General features: G+C 40.4%; 20 protein-coding genes. 14 read left to right on the top strand and 6 right to left on the bottom strand.

The features are described 5' to 3' along the window. The first annotated feature begins 20 nt into the window (after positions 1-20). The 3 genes from ACTG7Q_RS05130 to ACTG7Q_RS05120 all read left to right on the top strand — a co-directional run bounded on the left by ACTG7Q_RS05130 (position 21) and on the right by ACTG7Q_RS05120 (position 5,288). Positions 21-1,955, top strand: a complete 1,935-nt coding sequence (locus tag ACTG7Q_RS05130) for a MacB family efflux pump subunit (protein ID WP_439241571.1) — start codon at positions 21-23, stop codon at positions 1,953-1,955. A gap of 156 nt (positions 1,956-2,111) precedes the next feature. Further along, positions 2,112-3,485, top strand: a complete 1,374-nt coding sequence (gene tdeA / locus ACTG7Q_RS05125) for a toxin/drug exporter TdeA (RefSeq protein ID WP_439241569.1) — start codon at positions 2,112-2,114, stop codon at positions 3,483-3,485. A gap of 240 nt (positions 3,486-3,725) precedes the next feature. Next, the gene (locus tag ACTG7Q_RS05120; RefSeq protein ID WP_439241567.1) at positions 3,726-5,288 is read left to right on the top strand and encodes a hypothetical protein; all 1,563 of its coding nucleotides are present in this window, start codon (positions 3,726-3,728) and stop codon (positions 5,286-5,288) included. A gap of 64 nt (positions 5,289-5,352) precedes the next feature. On the opposite strand, the gene dapB is transcribed toward ACTG7Q_RS05120, so the two are convergent. Together dapB and rplY are read right to left on the bottom strand one after the other, a co-directional pair. Beyond that, the gene (gene dapB / locus ACTG7Q_RS05115) at positions 5,353-6,165 is read right to left on the bottom strand and encodes a 4-hydroxy-tetrahydrodipicolinate reductase (RefSeq protein WP_439241565.1); all 813 of its coding nucleotides are present in this window, start codon (positions 6,163-6,165) and stop codon (positions 5,353-5,355) included. A 92-nt stretch (positions 6,166-6,257) separates the two neighbouring features. Next, positions 6,258-6,545, bottom strand: coding sequence for a 50S ribosomal protein L25 (gene rplY, locus ACTG7Q_RS05110; RefSeq protein ID WP_439241563.1), 288 nt, complete (start codon positions 6,543-6,545; stop codon positions 6,258-6,260). A 359-nt stretch (positions 6,546-6,904) separates the two neighbouring features. Here rplY and ftnA (ACTG7Q_RS05105) point away from each other — a divergent pair, with 359 nt between their 5' ends. From ftnA (ACTG7Q_RS05105) to can, 8 genes are all read left to right on the top strand, one after another. After that, positions 6,905-7,393 carry a non-heme ferritin gene (ftnA, locus tag ACTG7Q_RS05105; protein ID WP_439241561.1) on the top strand — a complete coding sequence of 163 codons (489 nt, stop codon included), beginning with the start codon at positions 6,905-6,907 and terminating at the stop codon, positions 7,391-7,393. Between the two features lie 12 nt (positions 7,394-7,405). Next, positions 7,406-7,894 (top strand): non-heme ferritin, encoded by a 489-nt coding sequence (gene ftnA, locus ACTG7Q_RS05100; RefSeq protein WP_439241559.1) that lies wholly within the window; start codon positions 7,406-7,408, stop codon positions 7,892-7,894. A 266-nt stretch (positions 7,895-8,160) separates the two neighbouring features. Then, positions 8,161-8,931 carry an FNR family transcription factor gene (locus tag ACTG7Q_RS05095; protein ID WP_439241557.1) on the top strand — a complete coding sequence of 257 codons (771 nt, stop codon included), beginning with the start codon at positions 8,161-8,163 and terminating at the stop codon, positions 8,929-8,931. A 145-nt stretch (positions 8,932-9,076) separates the two neighbouring features. Beyond that, the gene (gene uspE, locus ACTG7Q_RS05090) at positions 9,077-10,003 is read left to right on the top strand and encodes a universal stress protein UspE (RefSeq protein ID WP_439241555.1); all 927 of its coding nucleotides are present in this window, start codon (positions 9,077-9,079) and stop codon (positions 10,001-10,003) included. Positions 10,004-10,087: 84 nt separating this feature from the next. Beyond that, positions 10,088-10,411, top strand: coding sequence for an HI1450 family dsDNA-mimic protein (locus ACTG7Q_RS05085; protein WP_439241553.1), 324 nt, complete (start codon positions 10,088-10,090; stop codon positions 10,409-10,411). Then, a complete protein-coding gene (gene queF, locus ACTG7Q_RS05080) occupies positions 10,411-11,250 on the top strand; it encodes an NADPH-dependent 7-cyano-7-deazaguanine reductase QueF (RefSeq protein ID WP_439241551.1) in 840 nt (279 codons plus the stop codon). The genes ACTG7Q_RS05085 and queF overlap by 1 nt, the downstream gene beginning before the upstream one ends. Position 11,251: 1 nt before the next feature. Beyond that, positions 11,252-12,604 (top strand): nucleotide 5'-monophosphate nucleosidase PpnN, encoded by a 1,353-nt coding sequence (gene ppnN, locus ACTG7Q_RS05075; protein WP_439241549.1) that lies wholly within the window; start codon positions 11,252-11,254, stop codon positions 12,602-12,604. Between the two features lie 14 nt (positions 12,605-12,618). Next, positions 12,619-13,308 (top strand): carbonate dehydratase, encoded by a 690-nt coding sequence (gene can, locus ACTG7Q_RS05070; protein ID WP_439241932.1) that lies wholly within the window; start codon positions 12,619-12,621, stop codon positions 13,306-13,308. Between the two features lie 62 nt (positions 13,309-13,370). Here the strand turns inward: can and ACTG7Q_RS05065 are convergent, their stop codons facing one another. The 4 genes from ACTG7Q_RS05065 to pntA form a co-directional block, all read right to left on the bottom strand. Next, positions 13,371-13,673, bottom strand: a complete 303-nt coding sequence (locus tag ACTG7Q_RS05065; protein WP_439241547.1) for a BrnA antitoxin family protein — start codon at positions 13,671-13,673, stop codon at positions 13,371-13,373. Then, positions 13,648-13,932: a BrnT family toxin gene (locus ACTG7Q_RS05060; RefSeq protein WP_439241545.1), complete on the bottom strand. Its 285-nt coding sequence runs from the start codon at positions 13,930-13,932 to the stop codon at positions 13,648-13,650. Before ACTG7Q_RS05060 ends, ACTG7Q_RS05065 begins: the two co-directional genes overlap by 26 nt. A 174-nt stretch (positions 13,933-14,106) precedes the next feature. After that, positions 14,107-15,558 (bottom strand): Re/Si-specific NAD(P)(+) transhydrogenase subunit beta, encoded by a 1,452-nt coding sequence (gene pntB / locus ACTG7Q_RS05055; RefSeq protein WP_439241543.1) that lies wholly within the window; start codon positions 15,556-15,558, stop codon positions 14,107-14,109. 10 nt (positions 15,559-15,568) lie between these two features. After that, the gene (gene pntA, locus ACTG7Q_RS05050) at positions 15,569-17,098 is read right to left on the bottom strand and encodes a Re/Si-specific NAD(P)(+) transhydrogenase subunit alpha (RefSeq protein ID WP_439241541.1); all 1,530 of its coding nucleotides are present in this window, start codon (positions 17,096-17,098) and stop codon (positions 15,569-15,571) included. 336 nt (positions 17,099-17,434) lie between these two features. Between pntA and ACTG7Q_RS05045 the strand changes: the two genes are divergently transcribed. From ACTG7Q_RS05045 to ACTG7Q_RS05035, 3 genes are all read left to right on the top strand, one after another. Beyond that, entirely contained in the window at positions 17,435-17,842 is a 408-nt protein-coding gene (locus ACTG7Q_RS05045; RefSeq protein ID WP_439241539.1) for a hypothetical protein, read from the top strand. Positions 17,843-17,892: 50 nt separating this feature from the next. After that, positions 17,893-18,066 carry an ESPR domain-containing protein gene (locus ACTG7Q_RS05040; RefSeq protein WP_439241537.1) on the top strand — a complete coding sequence of 58 codons (174 nt, stop codon included), beginning with the start codon at positions 17,893-17,895 and terminating at the stop codon, positions 18,064-18,066. Further along, positions 18,035-21,363, top strand: a 3,329-nt coding sequence (locus tag ACTG7Q_RS05035) for a beta strand repeat-containing protein (protein WP_439241535.1), incomplete at its 3' end; no start/stop codon positions are given. The genes ACTG7Q_RS05040 and ACTG7Q_RS05035, both read left to right, overlap by 32 nt.

Raw genomic sequence — 21,363 nt, 5'->3', positions numbered from 1 at the left:
GTGTAAAAAGAGATAATTTTATGAATATTATTGAAATCAAAGGCATCACCAAATTTTTTGGTGAGGGCGAAAACCGTACGCAGATTTTAAAAGACATTGATCTAGACATTAAAAAAGGCGATTTTATTGCCATTATTGGACAATCGGGTTCAGGTAAATCCACCCTGATGAATATTATTGGTTGTTTGGATACGGCGACGTCTGGATCTTATAAAATTGACAACCAAGAAGTTAGTCATTTAAATCGTGACCAACTTTCTGATTTACGTCAGCAAAAATTTGGCTTTATTTTCCAACGTTATAATTTGCTTTCCACCTTAAGTGCGGTGGAAAATGTAGCACTTCCGGCAATTTATGCCGGCGTCGATCAACAAACTCGTTTAGCTCGTGCAGGGAGTTTGCTGGATAAATTAGGCTTAGGCGATAAATTAGAAAATAAACCGAGCCAACTTTCAGGCGGTCAACAGCAACGTGTGAGTATTGCTCGAGCCTTGATGAACGGGGGGGAAATTATTTTAGCGGACGAACCCACAGGGGCATTAGACAGCAAAAGTGGCGAAACTGTGATGGAAATTTTAACTCAACTCCACGGTGAGGGGCATACCATTATTTTGGTGACCCATGACAAAAATGTGGCGGAATTTGCTAATCGAGTGATTGAAATTAAAGATGGTCGGATTATTGAAGATACTCGCAAAAGTGATTTAATTGCCCACAAAGACACTACGCCTAAAATTAATAAAAACGCGTTCAGTTTCTATAAAGATCAATTTATGGAATCATTCCGTATGTCGGTCAAGGCCATTGTGGCACATAAAATGCGTTCCCTATTAACCATGTTGGGGATTATTATTGGGATCACGTCGGTGGTTTGTGTGGTGGCCTTAGGTAACGGTTCTCAGCAAAAAATTCTGGCCAATATTAATTCCATGGGAACCAATACTATGGACATTTTTAACGGTACCGGTTTTGGTGATCGACACGCTGATAAAAACCAGAATTTAACCGTTAACGACAGCGATATTCTCGCCAAACAAAGTTATATTGAAAGTTCCACTCCAAATAGCTCCGTGAGCGGAACGCTAACTTATGGTAGCCAAAGTTTTACTGCTCAAGTGTATGGCGTAGGGGAACAATATTTTAACGTGAAAGGGTTAACCACTGAAAATGGCAAAATTTTCACCGCAGATGAGGTGAAAAATAATGAAAATGTGGTGGTGATTGATGATAATACGGTGAATCAAATTTTCCCCAATAAAGATCCACTTGGCGAAATTTTAATGGTGAATAAAAAGCCGTTGAAAGTCATTGGTGTAGCTAAATCAAACAATAATATGGGCGGAAGTAGTAGCAGTTTGAAACTTTATCTTCCCTACACGACGGCCATGAATAAAATTTCAGGCAATCAAAAAATTGATAGCATTACGGTAAAAATTCGTGATGATGTCAATTCCACGGTGGCAGAAAAGGGCTTAACCAATTTATTGCAAGTTCGCCATGGCAAAAAAGACTTTTTCGTGATGAATACCGATACCATTAAACAAACCATTGAAGCCACCACCAATACCATGACGTTGTTAATTTCCTCTATTGCGTTGATTTCCTTAGTGGTAGGCGGTATTGGTGTGATGAATATTATGTTAGTTTCCGTCACAGAACGCACCAAAGAAATTGGGGTTCGTATGGCAATCGGTGCCAGACAAGCTAATATTCTGCAACAGTTTTTGATTGAGGCGATCTTAATTTGTTTAATTGGTGGGCTGACTGGCATTGTATTATCGGTGTTATTTGGTACCATTTTTAATCTGTTTATGACGGATTTCACCATGGTATTTTCCAGTTTCTCGATTATTTCTGCGGTACTCTGCTCCACGTTAATTGGTGTGGTATTTGGTTATATGCCAGCGAAAAATGCGTCACAGTTAAATCCGATTAATGCTTTGGCGAGAGAATAGTAGAAAATTTTTATTTTTCTGTTAGAATAAGCAAGTCAAAATGAACGAACGTTCATTTATTACAATTTGATGTAGGGGCGTATTGCATACGCCCTATTGCTCGATCTGTTTTTGGGGTATGCAATACGTCCCAACGATTATATTAAAGGACAAAATATGTTAAAACTAAACAAAATCGCTTTCACTGTGATTTTATCGACAGCCTTAGCCGGCTGTGCCAGTAATATTGAAGATAGCTACCAAACTAGCCAACAAGACTATCAACAATATGAACAGCTTACTCAACAATACAACATCAAAGAAAACTGGTGGACATTGTACAATGATGCACAATTAAACCAAGTGGTTGAACAAGCCTTATTAAATAATAAAGATTTAGCCAAAGCCGCTATTTCTGTCAACTCAGCTCTTTACCAAGCCAATTTATTGGGTGCAGATTTAGTACCAAGTTTTAATGGTTCTGCAAGTTCTTCTGCTAGCCGTCGTACCGACACCCATGCCAATTCCACTATTAGCCATGGTGGCTCATTGGGCGTGAGTTATACTTTAGATTTATGGCGTCGATTAGCGGATGCCGCCGATGCCGGCGAATGGACCTACAAAGCCACCCAACAAGATTTAGAGGCCACTCGCCTTTCCTTGGTTAACTCTGTTGTAGTGACCTATTATCAACTTGCTTATCTCAATGATGCGATTTCAGCCACCAACGACACGATTAGCTACTACGGACAAATCAACAACATTATGCAAAACCGTTTAGCACAAGGTGTGGCCGACCGTGCCAGTACCGACCAAGCACAACAGGCGGTTTTGTCAGCTCGGAACAGTTTAATTGCGTACCAAACTCAACGTAAAACTGCAGAGCAAACTTTACGTAATTTATTGAATTTAAAACCAGATCAAGCGTTAGATATTAATTTTCCACATATTTTAAATGTGAAAACTGCAGGCGTGAATTTAAATGTACCGGTATCGACTATTGCGAATCGTCCAGATGTAAAAGGCAATTTATTCCGTTTAAGCAGTGCATTTAAAGATGCCAAGGCGACGCAAAAATCTTGGTTCCCAACGCTTAGTTTAAGTGGTACCTTGTCCTCTAGTGCCACCACAGTGGGATCGGCCTTAAGCAATCCTATTGCAGCCGGTGCCTTAGGCATTAGCTTACCGTTCTTAGATTGGAACCACGTAAAATGGAATGTCAAAATTTCCGAGGCAGCTTATGAGTCAGCTCGTGTCACCTATGAACAAGGCATTACCACGGCATTAAATGAAATTGACACTAACTATTTTGCTTATACCCAATCGCAACAAAATTATACCAATTTGAAGAAAAAATACGATTATGATCAACGGATTACCAAATACTATCAAAATCGTTATAACGCTGGGGTATCAGAGTTAAGAGAATGGTTAACAGCGGCGAATACCGAGAAAGCCTCTCAAGTGGCTATCTTAAATGCGAAATATGCGGTACTTCAAAACGAAAATGCCATTTATAGTGCAATGGGTGGATATTATTCAAGCAAATAATTAACGCTGCCTAAATAACACAGCGCATCCAATTCTATCATCTGCACCCTAACCGTTGGGATTTACACGGATTACGGTGCAGATTTTTTTGCTTAATCATCTCGTTCGCTATACAATTAAACGCATATTTCGTTAACATGAACAGGGTGAAATCGTCCACCTTGATTATCGTAAACCTTTAACATACGCCTCTACGTTTAAGGGTTGTTCAAAATCCATTTTTATCATAAGGAAATTGATATGCAACGTCTTGCTCGAACGACTATCACGCCCAATGCAAAGATCGTCCTTGATTTTGTCGAACTATTCCAACGTTATCAACCCTTGATGGTGCCACATTTACCGCCTAGCACCTTAACCCTCTTTGCCACACCGATGATTCAAGGTGATATTGTAGAATGGTATAGCCCACTTCAAGGGCAACCAGAAAAACTCGACAAGCCCAATGACGTCATTCAACAAAAAATTGATGAGCGATTAAATGGGATTGCTCGGCTGTTGAGGCATCTTAAAACTATCGGAAAAATCACCGCAGATCAACTGAATGAAATACAAACCTTGTTGGATAAGCTCAAGGTGATCAAATATGATATTTATCAAGTCAACCAAGAACCCGTATTAGTCGGTGAATTGAGTAAACCAACACAATCTTTTCAGCACACACCATTGGCCGACCACCCTGTCACGGCTGTTTCATCAAGCTCCGATGCCAAAAGCATCATGGTGAAAGGAACAAAAAGACCCATTAAGAAGTCCCCTCAAAAAACATCAAGATCAGTATGGGCTTGGCTAATACCTACGAAGGGGAATATATTTCACCGCTGCAAATGCTGTTTGCCGTTGATTTTATTATTGGGTCTTGGCACGTGGTGGTATGGTTTTAGTGAACACAATATATTTGATGCGGCCAGAAAAGAACTGGAAACTGATGCCGATGGGCAAGGTATTTGGCGGGTGCTAGATATTTCATTTAAATTAAATAAACAAGAACGTTTAGATGCCTTATCTAAAAAATCAAGAGATGTGTTTGATTTATCCATCTTTCCTATTGATACGCAACAAGTACAACAATATGGTGAGGATGATTTCTATTTTGTCAATCAAACCTATTCTTCCTATGTAACCTTTCACTTCGGCAGCGGTAGTGGAGCAAATTATGCCTTAAAATATGAAAGTGTCGGTAATAATTATAATCAAAATTCTATTTATGCCAAACGAGCAGACATTATTAAAAAAGGAGAAAAAGCGACTTATCATGGCAAAGTATTGTCTTGGACACCTAGGGGAAATTCATCTCTATCTATAAACTCTCACGTCACAGACCTTAATGGAAATGTTATTGAGGTGAAAAATTATGTTATGAAATTATCAGGATTAAACCTCCACGATTATGAAAATCTACCCAAAAATCGTTTGATTGGGGAAGTAAGATTACAGGTGAATTTTGCCACCCATGAGGTGTCGGGCGAAATTATTTCTTTTAACGAAGAAAAAATGGACAGCGCTATTTTGCAACCCACCCAATATCAAGATGGCAAAGATAAATTGGAATTTCGAGGTAAGGTAACACGCAAAGATCCAATCACTAACCAAGAATTAGATCAAGGTTTCTTTAAAGGAAGTTTTAAAGGCCCTAATGCGGAAGAATTTGTAGGATCAGGGGTGTATTCAGATTACCAAGAAGTGAAAACCGAAGACGGCAAAACGGAGTACAAACTCAAAGCCGCCCATGCTTTTGTGTTTGGTGGCACCCGTGAAGAAAATGGATGGTGGGATAACTTTAAACGTTGGTGGGCTGAATAATTTAACTATCCGCCCTGTGATTTCCCTCATGCGAAAGGAACATCACAGGGCATTTTTATGCCGATTATAGATTATTCAAATCCAACACATCAGTCATATCAAATAAGCCAGAAGATTGGTTTTCAATCCATTTCGCCGCACGCACTGCCCCATTGGCAAAGGTCATGCGACTAGATGCTTTATGAGAAATTTCTACTCGCTCACCAATATCCGCAAACCACACGGTATGCTCCCCCACGACATCACTGGCACGAATGGTGGAAAAACCAATTTCATCCGCTTTACGTTCACCAATAATACCGTCACGGCAAAATACCCCATGGGTTTTCAAATCACGGCCAAGGGTTTTCGCAATATGTTCACCCATGGATAACGCCGTGCCTGATGGAGCATCTACTTTATGACGGTGATGGGCCTCAATAATCTCAATATCGCAATAATCCCCCATCACTTTGGCGGCTTTTTCTAGCAATTTAAATACTAAATTTACGCCAACACTATAATTTGAGGCAAATACAATCCCAATTTTTTCAGCAGCCTGTTGAATCTGTTGTTTACCTGCCTCATCAAAACCCGTGGTACCGATAATCATATTTTTATGATGAGCTACGCAGAATTTTAAATGTTCCAATGTACCTTCAGGGCGAGTGAAATCAATCAATACGTCAAATTGATCCACTTGATTTTCCAATTTTTCTTCCACTTTAATGCCTAACGCACCGATACCCGCTAATTCGCCAGCATCTGCCCCAATTAAAGATGATCCTGAGCGTTCAAAAGCCGCCCCTAATTCTACGCCACTGGCAGAATGTACTGCCTGAATTAATTGACGCCCCATGCGTCCGCCTGCGCCTACAATACCGATTTTTAATGTCATATTCTGTTCCTTATGTTTAATTTTTTTCATTATAATAAAAAAAACACCAACAATCAGGGATTATTGGTGTTTTTCAACAAACAAACTAAAAATTATACACGTTTAAAGTCGATATGCGCTAATTTTGGTTTAAATGGGTGACGTTGCATAGCTTGTACTTTAACAGCCACTTCTTTACCACCAATCACCAATGTAATCACGTCAGAATAGAAACTCTCATGTGCTTGTGCGTTGTTTAATTCATCATGGTTTAAGATGATTGAAACTGGGGCTTCGCTGCCACCATAAACGATTGCAGGGATTTGACCGTTGTGACGCAGACGGCGGCTCGCACCCGTACCTTGCGTTTGACGAACTTCAGCGTTAAATTTAAATGCCATTTTCATGTTCTCTTGTAAGATTGTTTAAAAACAGAAACCGCAGGCGACCCAACGATTTCCCATAATTTGCTCAAAAGTCATTTCGAGAAAGCATATTATAGTGAATTTATGAGATAAATCAAATGTTCTGACAACTTTCTTTTCGAGCAAAATAAAAGTGCGGTTAAAAAATGCGAATTATTTCCAAACTTGTTTATGTAAAGAAATTGTTAAGTTATTCTAAATGATAATAGTTGTTATTGATTTTTCCTTTTAAATTAATCACTTATATTTAAATAAATATTGCAATTCTCATTTAGATGGTTATAATAGCAACAGTTGGATTTATTCCACTTTATTTTTTTACGAGGAAACAAAACATGTTAAACCAAGCAATTACTACTAAATTGAATGAACAAATCAATTTAGAATTCTTTTCATCAAACACCTATTTACAAATGAGTGCTTGGTGTGCAAACCATGGTTACGAAGGTGCCGCCAAATTCTTTATCGGTCATGCGGATGAAGAAATGGAACATATGCAAAAATTATTCGATTATGTTAGCGAAACCGGTGGCTTGCCAATTTTAGGCAAAATTGAGGCGCCACGTACCGAATATGCGTCATTACGTGAAGTATTAGAAATCGCCTTTGAACACGAAAAACACGTGACAGCGAAAATTAATGAATTAGTCGAAGTCACTTTTGCCACAAAAGACTACTCGACTTTCAACTTCTTACAATGGTATGTGGCAGAACAGCACGAAGAAGAAACCTTATTCAGTGGCGTCATTGATAAATTTGATATTTTAGGCAATGACGGCAAAGCTATTTACTTAATTGATAAAGAATTATCTACACTAGAATAAGAGGACAACATCATGTTAGCAAAAAAAATCGTTGAATTATTAAATGCACAAATGAATTTGGAATTTTATTCTTCCAATCTTTATTTACAAATGAGTGCATGGTGTGATCAAAAAGGTTATGTCGGTGCTGCCAAATTCTTACGTGAACATGCGGCTGAAGAAATGGAACATATGCGTAAATTGTTCACTTATTTAAATGAAACCGGTGCGGGCGCACAAATTTCTGCGATTGAAGAAGTGGCTCACGAATATAAATCATTACGTGAAGTTATCGAATTAACTTTCACTCATGAGAGATTAATTACAAGTAAAATCAATGAATTAGTCGGTGCAACTTTTGAAGCCAAAGACTATTCTGCGTTCAATTTCTTACAATGGTATGTAGCAGAACAACACGAAGAAGAAAAATTATTCGGTAGTATCCTAGATAAATTCAATATATTAGGGGAAGACGGCAAATCTATTTTCATGATTGATAAAGATCTTGCTACATTAAATTAATCTGACTATAAATCTACTCTACCAAAGCTGATGAATATTTCATCAGCTTTTTTATAATTACTAACTTTTAATGATAATACTGGTAAGTCTTATAACCAAAAGCGACAAGTAGAATCACAAACATAATGATAATTTGGATAAGACGTTTTTTGGTTAATTTTTCTGCTGGCATAGCCCACCTTTTTTCAATTTTCTACTTCTTAATTTTGCGTTTTAATGCTATCATTTTTGAGTTAGATCAATTTTATCATAAATTTTGAGGCATAATGAGTATTTTATCATCTGAACCACGCATGACTCGTCGTATCCAATCTGGTGGCTGTGCGATTCACTGCCAAGATTGCAGTATTAGCCAATTATGTATTCCTTTTACCCTGAATGCTCATGAATTAGATCAGCTCGATAATATTATCGAGCGAAAAAAACCGATCCAAAAATCACACCTGTTATTTAAAGCAGGGGATGAATTGGTTTCCCTGTATGCGATTCGTTCTGGCACCATTAAATCTTACACTATTAATGAGGCGGGCGAGGAGCAAATTACCTCTTTTCATTTACCCGGTGATTTGGTCGGCTTTGATGCCATTATGAATATGAAACACCCAAGCTATGCTCAGGCCTTGGAAACCGCCATGGTGTGTGAAATTCCCTTTGATATTTTAAACGACCTTTCAGGCAAATTGCCGAAATTACGCCAACAAATTATGCGATTAATGAGTAGCGAAATCAAAAGCGATCAAGAAATGATTTTGTTATTATCCAAAATGAATGCGGAAGAACGTTTAGCGGCGTTTATTTACAATTTATCCAAACGCTACTCTGCTCGAGGTTTTTCACCCAGAGAATTTCGTTTAACCATGACCCGTGGCGATATTGGTAATTATCTTGGCTTAACCGTGGAAACCATTAGCCGTTTATTGGGGCGTTTCCAAAAACTCGGCGTGTTAGCGGTACAAGGCAAATATATTACCATTAACAGTTTGCCAGAATTAACCGAAATTGCGGGCATTCACCGCACCAAGATTGCATTTGAATAAAAAGTGCGGTGCATAAATCACATAAAATTTGTCGGCTAGATCACATTTTTAAAGACTGTTGCTTGTTATTTTATGCAATCCGCACTATGCTAGTTATATTCAAAATTGAATAAAACTGAACTGCAACATCTCCATGGAGGTTATGATGAAATTCAATAATATTCTCGTTATTCTTAACCCAGAAAATGAAAAACAATACGGCCTTGCACGTGCTGTTCGTTTGGTCAAAGAACAAAAAAGTGACACACCCGTCAACATCACGGTTTTTCTGCCCGTCTATGATCTGTCTTATGAAATGTCTGCGTTGCTATCTTCCGACGAACGGGAAGAAATGCACCAAACCGTGGTGACACAACGTCAAAAAGATGTATTGCCTTATTTAGAAAAATACGCCGATCCGATGATCAACTTCCACTCTCGTGTGGTATGGTCAAGCAATGAATCAGAGGCTATCGTAGAAGAAATCGACAATCATCATTATGATTTAGTGATTAAATATACCAAAGAAGAAGAAAGTTTAACTTCCCTCTTTGTGACGCCAATGGATTGGCAATTATTGCGTAAATGCCCAACCCCATTATTAATGGTGCGTGATGGCGACTGGAAACATCAACGCCGTATTTTAGTGGCGGTGAATGTGTCTGGTGATGAAGAATACCATGATATTTTCAACAAAGAATTGGTATCCCTCAGCATGGATTTGGCCGATCAGTTGGAACGTGGCAATGTGCATTTGGTGGCGGCTTATCCGCCAACCCCAATGAACATGGCGATTGATTTACCCGAATTTCATTCCAGTGAATACGTCAACGGTGTACGTGGTCAACATTTAATTAATATGAAAGCCCTCCGTCAGCATTTTGGCATTGCAGAAGATCATACGCATGTGTATGAGGGATTTCCAGAAGAAATCATTCCGCAAGTGGCCAAAGACATTGAGGCAGAGTTAGTGATTTTAGGCACCGTGGGGCGTACGGGATTATCCGCTGCTCTCCTCGGCAACACGGCAGAACATGTGATTAGCAAATTAAAATGTAATTTATTGGCCATTAAGCCAAGTAAAAAAGCCTAATCCATCACTGGCACGAAACAGAGCAAAAGTGCGGTGAAAATCACCGCACTTTTTTATTTTAAAACTTCCCAAACGTAATAATATATGACTGAAACGATAAAAAAACTGGATCCCGATACGGCGATTGATATTGCCTATGATATTTTTCTTGAAATGGCGGGCGAAAATCTAGATCCTGCCGATATTCTGTTGTTCAATCTGCAATTTGAAGAACGAGGCGGTGTGGAAGTGGTAGAAACCGCTGAGGATTGGGAGCAAGAAATTGGCGTGCTGATTGACCCAACTGAATATGTTGAAGTATGGGTGGGTCTTGTTAATGAGCAAGACATCATGGACGACGTATTTGCTAAATTTTTAATTTCACATCACGAAGATGAACGTGAATATCATATTATCTGGAAGAAATAATGTACGACAATAACGACAGCTTAAAAGCGTTAAAACTCGGGCAAAAAACAGAATATTGTGCCATTTATGACCGCACTTTACTGCAACCCGTGCCACGTTCACTGAACCGTGATACTCTCGGCATAACGGAGCAACAGCCCTTTACATTCGGTGCGGATATTTGGACGGCCTATGAAATTTCATGGCTCAACCCCAAAGGCTTGCCACAAGTCGCCATTGCGGATGTAGAAATTGATTACCGATCATTAAATTTAATTGAATCGAAAAGTTTCAAACTCTATTTAAACAGCTTTAACCAAACGAAATTTGATTCTTTTGAACAGGTACAACGCACCATTCAACAGGATTTAGCACAATGTGCTAACGGTGATGTCAACGTGCGGTTAAATTCTCTCGAATTTTACAGACAGCAAGAGATTGTGGATTTTACTGGCGAATGTATTGATGATCAAGATATTGAAATCACTGATTATGCGTTTAATGCGGATTACTTACAAGATTGCACCCACAATTTACCGGTGGAAGAAACCTTAGTCAGCCATTTACTTAAATCGAATTGCTTAATTACCAGTCAACCTGACTGGGGCTCCGTACAAATTCATTATGTGGGCAAACAAATTGATCGAGAAAAATTATTACGCTATTTCATCTCATTCCGTCAACATAATGAATTTCATGAACAATGTGTCGAACGGATTTTCACTGACTTAATGCGTTATGCTCAACCAGAAAAATTAACGGTGTATGCACGCTATACCCGTCGTGGCGGTTTAGATATTAATCCATTCCGTTCCAACTTTGAACCGATTCTCCTTAACCAACGATTAGCCAGACAATAAGATGAATCAAGTGTATTATATTAATCCGAAAGGCAGCATGGATCAGCTTTCCCATATTGAAGTTTGCCAACTCACCAAGCAAGCGGGATCGCCACTCTATCAACTTTATCGTAATTGTACGTTGGCGGTACTCAATTCTGGTGCAGTGACAGATGATAGCCGAGCATTATTAGCCAAATACGATAATTTCGATATTAATTTAGTCGCAAGGGAACGTGGCATTGCCCTTGAATTACATCACCCGCCTGAAACGGCATTTGTGGATGATGTGATGATTCGTAATATTCAATATCATTCTTTTGCCGTATTACGTGATATTTTATTTGTTAACAGCATGATTTCAAAAACAGATTTAACTAGCGAGCAAACTACCAATTTGGTGTTTAGTATTCTACGCAATGCCAAAGCCTTGATTGTGGGTGAAAAACCGAATTTAGTGGTCTGTTGGGGCGGTCATTCGATTAGCGAGGTGGAATATCAATACTGCCGTGCCGTTGGTACAGAATTGGGCTTGCGTGAACTGAATATCATCACGGGTTGTGGCACGGGTGTCATGGAGGCCCCAATGAAAGGCGCAGCCATTGGCCATGCCAACCAACGCTATAAAAACAGTCGCTTTATTGGGATTACTGAGCCATCCATTATCGCCTCCGAGCCGCCGAATCCGATTGTCAATGAATTGATTATCATGCCCGATATTGAAAAACGCCTCGAGGCGTTTGTGCGCATGGGACATGGTATTATTATCTTCGCTGGCGGCCCCGGCACCTTTGAAGAATTTATGTTTATTTTAGGCATAAAACTTAATCCGAAAAATCAAGCACAAACCTTGCCGTTAATTCTCACAGGGCCAAAAGAAAGCCAAGGCTACTTTGATGCCATAGATCGATTTGTTAAAGAAACCTTAGGCGAACAAGCACAATCGCTGTATCAAATTATTATTGATGACCCTGTGACAGTGTCACGTTACATGAAAGCCGCCATGACCCAAATTCAACAACAACGCTTTGAAAAAGGCGATAGTTACAGCTTTAATTGGTCACTGGAAATTGATGAGGAATTCCAACAGCCTTTCGTGCCGACCCATGAAAATATGGCGAATCTTAACCTCCATTTAAACCAAAGTGCGGTGGAATTAGTGGCCAATTTACGCCGTGCTTTTTCAGGCATTGTGGCAGGTAATATTAAAGCGGAAACCCAAGATAAAATTGCCAGTTTAGGGAAATTCCAACTACGAGGCGATCAACAACTGATGAATAAAATCGATCAACTCTTACAGGACTTTATTGTGCAACACCGCATGAAATTGCCGACGGGTGACACCTACGAACCTTGTTATGAAATTATTCAATAGGAAACCTAAAAATGATGAAACGAATTGAACAATTATTCGCCAATAACCACAGTTGGGCATTGCGAATGAAAGAAGAAAACTCCCATTATTTCAAAGAATTGGCCGAACACCAAACCCCTCATTATTTATGGATTGGTTGTTCCGACAGCCGTGTGCCTGCAGAGAAACTCACCAATTTAGAACCGGGGGAATTATTTGTCCACCGTAATGTGGCAAACCAAGTCATTCATACCGATCTCAACTGTCTATCGGTAGTGCAATATGCGGTAGATGTGTTAAATATTGAACACATTATTATTTGCGGCCACACGAATTGTGGCGGTATTAATGCCGCCATGAAAAATCAAGATTTGGGACTAATCAATAACTGGTTATTGCATATTCGAGATATTTGGTTTAAACACAGCCATTTGCTTGGTAATCTGTCGCCTGAAAAACGGGCCGATATGCTGACCAAAATCAACGTAGCGGAACAAGTTTACAACCTTGGTCGCTCCTCTATTGTGCAATCTGCTTGGGATCGTGGTGCTAAACTTTCTTTACATGGTTGGGTTTATGATGTTAATGATGGCTTTTTAGTGGATCAAGGCGTGCTTGCCACCAGTCGAGAAAGCCTAGAAATCTCTTATCGTAATGCCATTTCTCGCTTGCTGACATTAGATGAAAATAATATTTTAGAAAAGAAACCAACACAAACGGAATAAAATACAAAAAAGAACCGCACTTTTAAAGTGCGGTGCTTTTACAATAAGTTTGTCGCAATTATTTAAGAAAAATCAAGGGAGGTTTTCACATATTGTAATAAAGCCTCATTGATTCTCGTTTGCCAACCTCGTCCAGTAGAGCGAAATGCGGAAACAACTTCAGGTGAAAGTGATAACGTCACAGATTGTGTATTTTTAGGTGTTTTCTTTGCTTGTTCTTCTTCCATTTCTTTTTGATGAGCCAATACCATTTCCACAAACTCTGGAGGCATAACTTCTACTAAAGGACGAGCCAAAGCAAAGTCTTCTGCTGTAAGTTCTCTCACTTCGCCATCTTCATTAGTTAAGGGTTCTCTCTCTTTCATATTTTTTTATCTCTCTTTTATTCGCTTTACGAAAACTAATCACTCTCACGCCTGATTCAATAGGTATAAAACAAACGACATGCAAACGTTGTGTTCGCCCCAAAAAACCTGTGGCGGTAAAACGCGGCTCAGGATAGTTAAATCGAACGTCAGGAACAATAATAGCAGAATACCAATGGAATCCTTTCACTAATTCAAAAGACAATCCCCGTTCTCGTTCATTTTTTTCTGATTTTTGTAAATCATATTCTATTTGCATAAGCAAATTCTCATATTGGTTTGATTGTAACACGCAATATAAAAGAATTTGCTAAAAACAAAAGATTTTCTTATCAATTATGGAATCAAGATCACAAAAATAAAAAAAATACCTTAAAAAATAACCGCACTTGCACCCAAGTACGGTTATATTGTAAACAATTTTAACGCAATATTACAATGCTTTTAAAATATCATCCACACGTTCTTTGGCATCACCAAACAACATTTGGGTATTTTCTTTAAAGAACAATGGATTTTGCACGCCTGCGTAACCTACTGCCATAGAACGTTTAAAGACGATCACGTTTTGAGCTTTCCACACTTCCAAGACTGGCATGCCTGCGATTGGGCTGTTTGGATCATCAAGTGCCGCAGGGTTAACGGTGTCGTTGGCCCCGATAACTAATACAACATCCGTATCAGCAAAATCATCATTGATTTCATCCATTTCTAATACCACATCATAAGGCACTTTGGCTTCGGCTAATAACACGTTCATATGACCTGGTAAACGGCCTGCCACAGGGTGAATACCGAAACGTACGTTAATACCACGTTCACGCAATTTGGCGGTGATGTCTGCCACTGGATATTGTGCTTGTGCCACGGCCATGCCGTATCCTGGGGTGATAATCACAGAACTCGCATTTTTCAATAATTCTGCCACTTCTTCTGCGGTAGTTTCACGGTGTTCGCCTTGTTCTTCATCAGAACTTGCTACCACATCATTACCAAAACCACCTGCAATCACGCTCACAAAGGAACGGTTCATGGCCTTACACATAATGTAAGAAAGGATTGCACCAGACGAACCGACCAACGCCCCCGTGACGATTAATAAGTCGTTGTTCAACATAAAACCGGCGGCGGCTGCTGCCCAACCTGAATAAGAGTTCAGCATTGACACCACCACTGGCATATCTGCCCCACCGATAGAGGCCACTAAATGCCAACCGAATGCAAGCGCAATGGCTGTCATTAATAACACAGGGAAGATGTTATCTGGTGAGTTTAAGAACGCCACCATTAACAACGCAGACACCACTAAAGCGGCTAAATTGAGTTTATGGCGATGTGGTAAAGCTAAGGCTTTAGAATTGATGATTCCACGTAATTTACCAAAGGCTACAATAGAACCAGTAAAGGTCACCGCACCAATAAAGATGCCTAAAAACACTTCCACATTGTGAATATTAGCAAGCACATCTTGCTCGGCTAAAAAGGCCGCTTTCGCTGTTTCCAAGGCATCTGGACTGGTAAAAGTCATGCCCTCTGGTGCCACAAATTCAGGATGAATATGCAAACCAAAGCTATTGAAACCCACAAGAACAGCGGCTAAACCCACAAAGCTGTGAAGAATCGCTACCAGTTCTGGCATTTCGGTCATTTCTACCTTTAAGGCACGATGAATACCAAGAATCGCCCCGATAATCATGGCAATAATGATCCAGAATTGCCCTTCAGTGGCGGGTCCGAAAATGGTCGCCACTAACGCAATCGCCATACCGACGATACCATACCAACAACCTGCTTTTGCGGTTTCATGTTTAGAAAGACCCGCCAAGCTCATAATGAAAAGTAATGCGGATACAATATATGCCGCTTGTACTAAACCTAATGACATATTTTTCTCCTTAACCTTTTCTAAACATTGCAAGCATACGTTGGGTGACTTTGAATCCCCCGAAAATATTGATGCTTGCCACTAAAATGGCAATAAATGCTAAAATGCTAATAAAGAAACTGCCTTGTGCAATTTGCAATACCGCACCCACAATAATAATGCCTGAAATCGCATTGGTGACCGCCATTAATGGGGTATGCAAGGCGTGGCTGACATTCCAAACCACATAATACCCCACCACGCAAGCTAGCACGAATACGGTAAAATGTGATAAAAATGCCGTTGGCGTCACTGAAGCTAAGGCTAAGAACAAGCATGCCACCAACGCCATAATGCCATATTTAACTTTTGGATTGGTTGGTTTTTCTTCTTTTTTCGCTACTGGTGCTGCCGCTTGTTTTTGCGGTTGAGCTGATACTTGAATTGGCGGAGCAGGCCATGTGACCTCACCATCACGAATGACAGTCACGCCACGCAACACAACATCTTCAAAATTAATATCAATTTGACCATCTTTATTTGGTGCTAATAATTTCAATAAATTAACTAAGTTAGTACCATAAAGTTGAGAAGATTGGGTTGGTAAACGCGCTGGGAAGTCAGTATAACCAATCACTTTCACTTGATTATCTGTGACAAAAATTTCACCTGCTTTGGTGTATTCGCAGTTACCGCCAGTCGCTGCGGCTAAATCCACAATCACTGACCCCGGTTTCATGGAATCCACCATTTCTTTAGTGATTAAACGTGGCGCAGGTTTGCCCGGAATCGCTGCCGTGGTGATAATAATATCCACTTCTTTGGCTTGTGCTGCATAAAGCTCCATGGCACGGCGATTAAATTCTTCTGACATCACTTTGGCATAACCGTCACCAGAACCGCCTTCTTCTTCGAAATCAATTTCTAAGAAGTCTGCCCCCATGGATTTCACTTGCTCTTTTACTTCTGGACGGCTGTCAAAGGCACGTACAATGGCGCCTAAGCTATTTGCCGCACCGATTGCTGCAAGACCTGCAACACCCGCACCAATCACCAACACTTTAGCCGGTGGCACTTTACCCGCTGCGGTAATTTGTCCCGTAAAGAAACTGCCGAATGAATTGGCGGCCTCAATAACCGCACGATACCCCGAAATATTGGCCATAGAACTTAACGCATCCAAGGCTTGCGCACGAGAAATACGTGGCACCGAATCCATGGCTAGCACATTAATTTTTTTCGCCGATAATTTTTCCATTAATTCTGGATTTTGCGCAGGCCAAATAAAGCTCACCAAGGTGGCGCCCTCTTTAATTAACCCGATTTCCGTATCCGTTGGCGCATTGACTTTAAAAATCACGTCCGCATTCCAAACATCTTGCGCCGAACCGATTTTTGCGCCGACATCTATAAAGGCTTGATCTTCAAAACTGGCTTTAAACCCCGCACCCTGTTCTACGAGTACATCAAAGCCGAGTTTTTGAATTTGCTGAACCGTCTTTGGCGTTGCCGCTACCCGACTTTCATTCTCAAGCAGTTCTCTAGGTACACCAATTAACATAATGTTTCCTTCAAATTGGTTGATTACAAATAAATGGATAAATCAGATCATTTCTGGCTATCCAACCCGTCAATATGACAAAAAAGTCAAACTGCGTTAACTCTACCACTAAATTAAGGTAAATTGAAAAAAAATTTCGCCTCAATAGCTAATTAATTTAATAGGTAGGATTTTTTCTAAAAAAACGCACCTATTCGCAAGAAAAATAAAACAAAAAATCAAACTATTTGATAAAAAATTAATGAAAAATCCCCCGCACTTTCATATGGGAAATTTACTACCAAACTCACCCCTCCCCCCTCGATCCCATTGGGGTCCCGTCTTTGCCGCCTGAAAATGATTAAATTTGTAGGAAAAGTTGTACTGTCTGAGCGCAGCGAGTTTACAACTTTTCCGTTAAGCAAATTTAATCATTTTCAGGAGATAAGGCAAAATCGGGTGTGCTTTCTTTTTGCTTACTTTTTCTTTGCACAAACAAAGAAAAAGTCAGTCGCCCAACGGGCGAAACCCGCCCTTAAAAACACAAAAAAACCAACAACAACAACAACAACAACAACAACAACAACAACAATTGCTCAAATTATCATCAAATTTTGCATAATTGCCTTGTATTTTTACCCCAATAGTCGTAACATGTCGGACCATTACAAAAATTTTTTTACCGACAAAAATGTTTGGCACAAGAGAAACTGCTTATTCAGACAAATTGCCGTAAAAATTCATTTTGTATTACGTATTCGATAAAATGATTATCGGCTATATTGTTTCACTTTATTCACAAATCAGGTAATTTCATGAATAAAATTTTTAAAGTCATTTGGAACCATTCCACACAATCTTTCGTCGTGGTATCTGAACTAAGCAAGTCAAAAGGTAAATCCTCATCAAGCACAGACAAACGTACAAGCCTAAAACCCGCCGTTTTAGCCTCTCTCATTGCCGCCTGGGGGGGGGGTAGCCAGCACTAACGCAATCGCTGCCACAACCGTTTCTGGGGCATTTATTGGCACAAGTCCAACATCTTCTGAAATTTCTCAGGGTACAGTTACCCACTCAGGATCAGCAGCAACCAATACTGTTGCTGTCGGCTTAAATGTTACCGCCGCAAACGGTACAAAAGATTCTGTCTTGGTTGGTGAAAACCTAAAGCAAGGCGGTTATAACGGTACGGTAATCGGTATTAACTCTTCAACGGGTGCTGGTGCGATAAATGCAACTGCCGTTGGTGCAAATGCTAATGCTGCAGGGAACTATTCTACCGCATTGGGTAATAACGTAAGTGCAACTGCTGATGCAGTCGCAATCGGTACAAATATTTCAGCAGCGGGTTATTCTGTAGCAGTAGGTTCTGGTATCACTGCAACGAATAGCTCTGTTTCCATCGGTGATTGTTCAACAACCCCATATGTGGGCGATATTGCGATTGGTGCTAAGGCAGCCAGTGTTGAACCAAACAAGGGCGGATCATCAGCACGTGACACAAGTACTAACGTATGGTCTAATATGTCTAATACGGTGGTTGGTTATAACGCTACAGCAGCAGGTCAGGCCGGCGATACTATCATCGGTGCACGTGCAACAAATGACTGGAATAATGACTTTGCAATCGGTCAATCAACAGCAATTGGTTCACGTTCATTCGTTTACGGCGACCAAGCCACTGCATTAGCGGCGGACTCATCAGCGATCGGTAACTCATCTCTTGCGATTGGTGGTGATGATACGGCTAAAGCTTGGGGTGCGTTAAATGCTGCACTTGGCACAGAACTAAAATCGATTGGGGTAACTAATGGTAGATGGCGTACAGATAGCCGCACCATTGCCAATATGACAATTCTAGCGAATAAGCAACCAAATCCAACAGGAAATGGCGTATCATCTACACTACTTGTTTCTGGTTCGACAGCAGATGCGGCAGGTTTAGCGAAAACGTATTCTACTGACGTACGTACTGCGGCTATCGGTGATGCTTCTATTGCGATTGGTCCTGCATCACAATCAGGTGGCGTGGGTTCACAAGCGATTGGATTGAATGCGATCTCTTCAGGTGTTGGTTCTATCGCACAAGGTATTGCAGCATCTTCTTATGGTAGCAACTCTATTGCAATGGGTTCGGTTGCAACAGCGAATACTCAAAACTCTGTGGCATTGGGTTACTATGCTTTAGCAGGTAATGAAACTGCAGCTACTCAAAATGCAACAGCATTGGGTACATATGCGCACGCATTAGGTGCAGACTCTGTAACCATTGGTACACAAAGCTGCGTAACAGGGAATAACTCTGTGGCGTTGGGTCCAAATATTAAATCTTTAACCACTTATAACTCTGTGGTGTTAGGTAATGGTTCAACTGAAGTGGTTGGCACAACAGGTGCATCAGATGCGGTGTTGGCAGTACCAAATGCCACCGTACGTACATCAGATGGCACAAGCATTACTTATGAAGACTTCGCAGGTGAACCGACCGATGCTGGTCAATACGTGAGTGTGGGTAAAGTTGGTGGCGAGCGCCAAATTAAAAACGTGGCAGCAGGTGCAATTAATCAAAATTCAACTGACGCAATCAATGGTTCACAGCTTTACTCCGTTTCGAGCAAATTAGTTAATGGCTTTAATATCACTGCAACAGCAAATGGCGGTACAGTTGAAGGCACAGCAGATTCACAAGTGTTAATTGGTCAAAATGAGCAAATCAAACTTATCGCTGGCGATAATGTGAAGATTGTTCAAAGCGATCAAAACTTCACTTTCTCTGTGGATATTCCAGACGTTGAAACCCCAACTACAACCTTAGCAAGTGGATTTAAAGCAACTGTTGGTACAGCACCAGACAGCTCAATTAACCCAGATGAACACGCTGCAACTTTAGGCGACGTATTAAACTCAGGTTGGAACTTGCAAGACAACAGCAAAGCGATTGATTTTGTTCAACCATACGACACTGTAAACTTTGTTGATGGTAACGGTACTTACACCACTGCAGAAGTGAAAGAAAATGGTACAATCGCAACGGTTCAATACAGCATTAAAACCGACAACAAAACCGTTCATATCAATGCAGACAACGAAGTTGAGGCAATTACAACAGGCATTAACTACGGCAGCAAAACAGAATATGATGATGGTAAAGTTGAGTTAGCGGATTCTGATGCAGGTTCAGCCTTAGTGAATGCAAGTACCGTAGTTAATGCAATCAACAATGCGGCATTTACTGTAACTGCGGTAAATAACAATAACCAAGTTGATGCGGAAGACGACACTGACGGCAGCCGAATTTCTGCGGCAGATAACATCACTTATGCAGCAGGTAAAAACTTAAATGTGGCGATGTCTAACACCGGCAGCACAAACCCAACCATTACTTACGGCTTAACTGAAAACATCACTGTAACGAATATTACTGTTCAAGATGATGATGACGAAAGCCCAATCAAAATTGGCGACAACGCAATTACAGGTTTAACGCAAACTTTACCAAATGTAAGTGATTCACCAACAGTGGTTTCAGCACCAACTGTGGCTGATACAACCAAAGCTGCAACATTGGGCGATATCTTAAATATCGGTTGGAACTTACAAAACAATGACGTTGCGAAAGACTTTGTTAAAGGCTACGATACGGTCAACTTTGTAAACGGTAACGGCACTGAGGCAGTTGTTGATATGGATGGCGACACTGTTGCTAAAGTGAAATACAACGTTAAAACTGACGGCACAACCGTTAAAGTTGATGACGATGGCAATGTAACTGCGGTAACTGGCGACTTAACCAACGAAGACGGTAAAGTTAAGACACCAGAAAATGGCGAAGCATTAGTAAACGCTTCAACTGTGGCAGATGCAATCAATAACAGCGGTTTCAAATTAACCACTGCGAAAACTGGCACAGGTACAGTAGACGGCACAACTGAAGAGTTAGTAAACCCAAGCGAAACTGTAACCATTACAGCAGGCGATAATATTGCTGTTACCCAAGACGGTAACAATATTACCATTGCCGCCGTTGTTCCAGAAGTACCGAAAAGTGCATTAAACAGCACCACCACAGACGGTAAAGCTGGCGTGGTTGCTGATGATGCAGGCAATGGTTTTGTCAATGCGACTAACGTTGCTGAGGCGATTAACTCTGCATACCACACTGTCAGTACATCAAACAACGATGACCAAGTTGAGAAATCAGACAAATCAAGTCAAATCTCAGCGGGCGATAACGTAACTTATGCTGCAGGTAAAAACCTTGTGGTGAAAATGGAAAATGAGGAGAG

The sequence above is a fragment of the Lonepinella sp. BR2474 genome (assembly GCF_051851555.1).
Classification (GTDB): domain Bacteria; phylum Pseudomonadota; class Gammaproteobacteria; order Enterobacterales; family Pasteurellaceae; genus Lonepinella.
The sequence above is the reverse complement of the archived record's forward strand: the minus strand, read 5'-3'. Positions and strand labels throughout refer to the sequence as shown.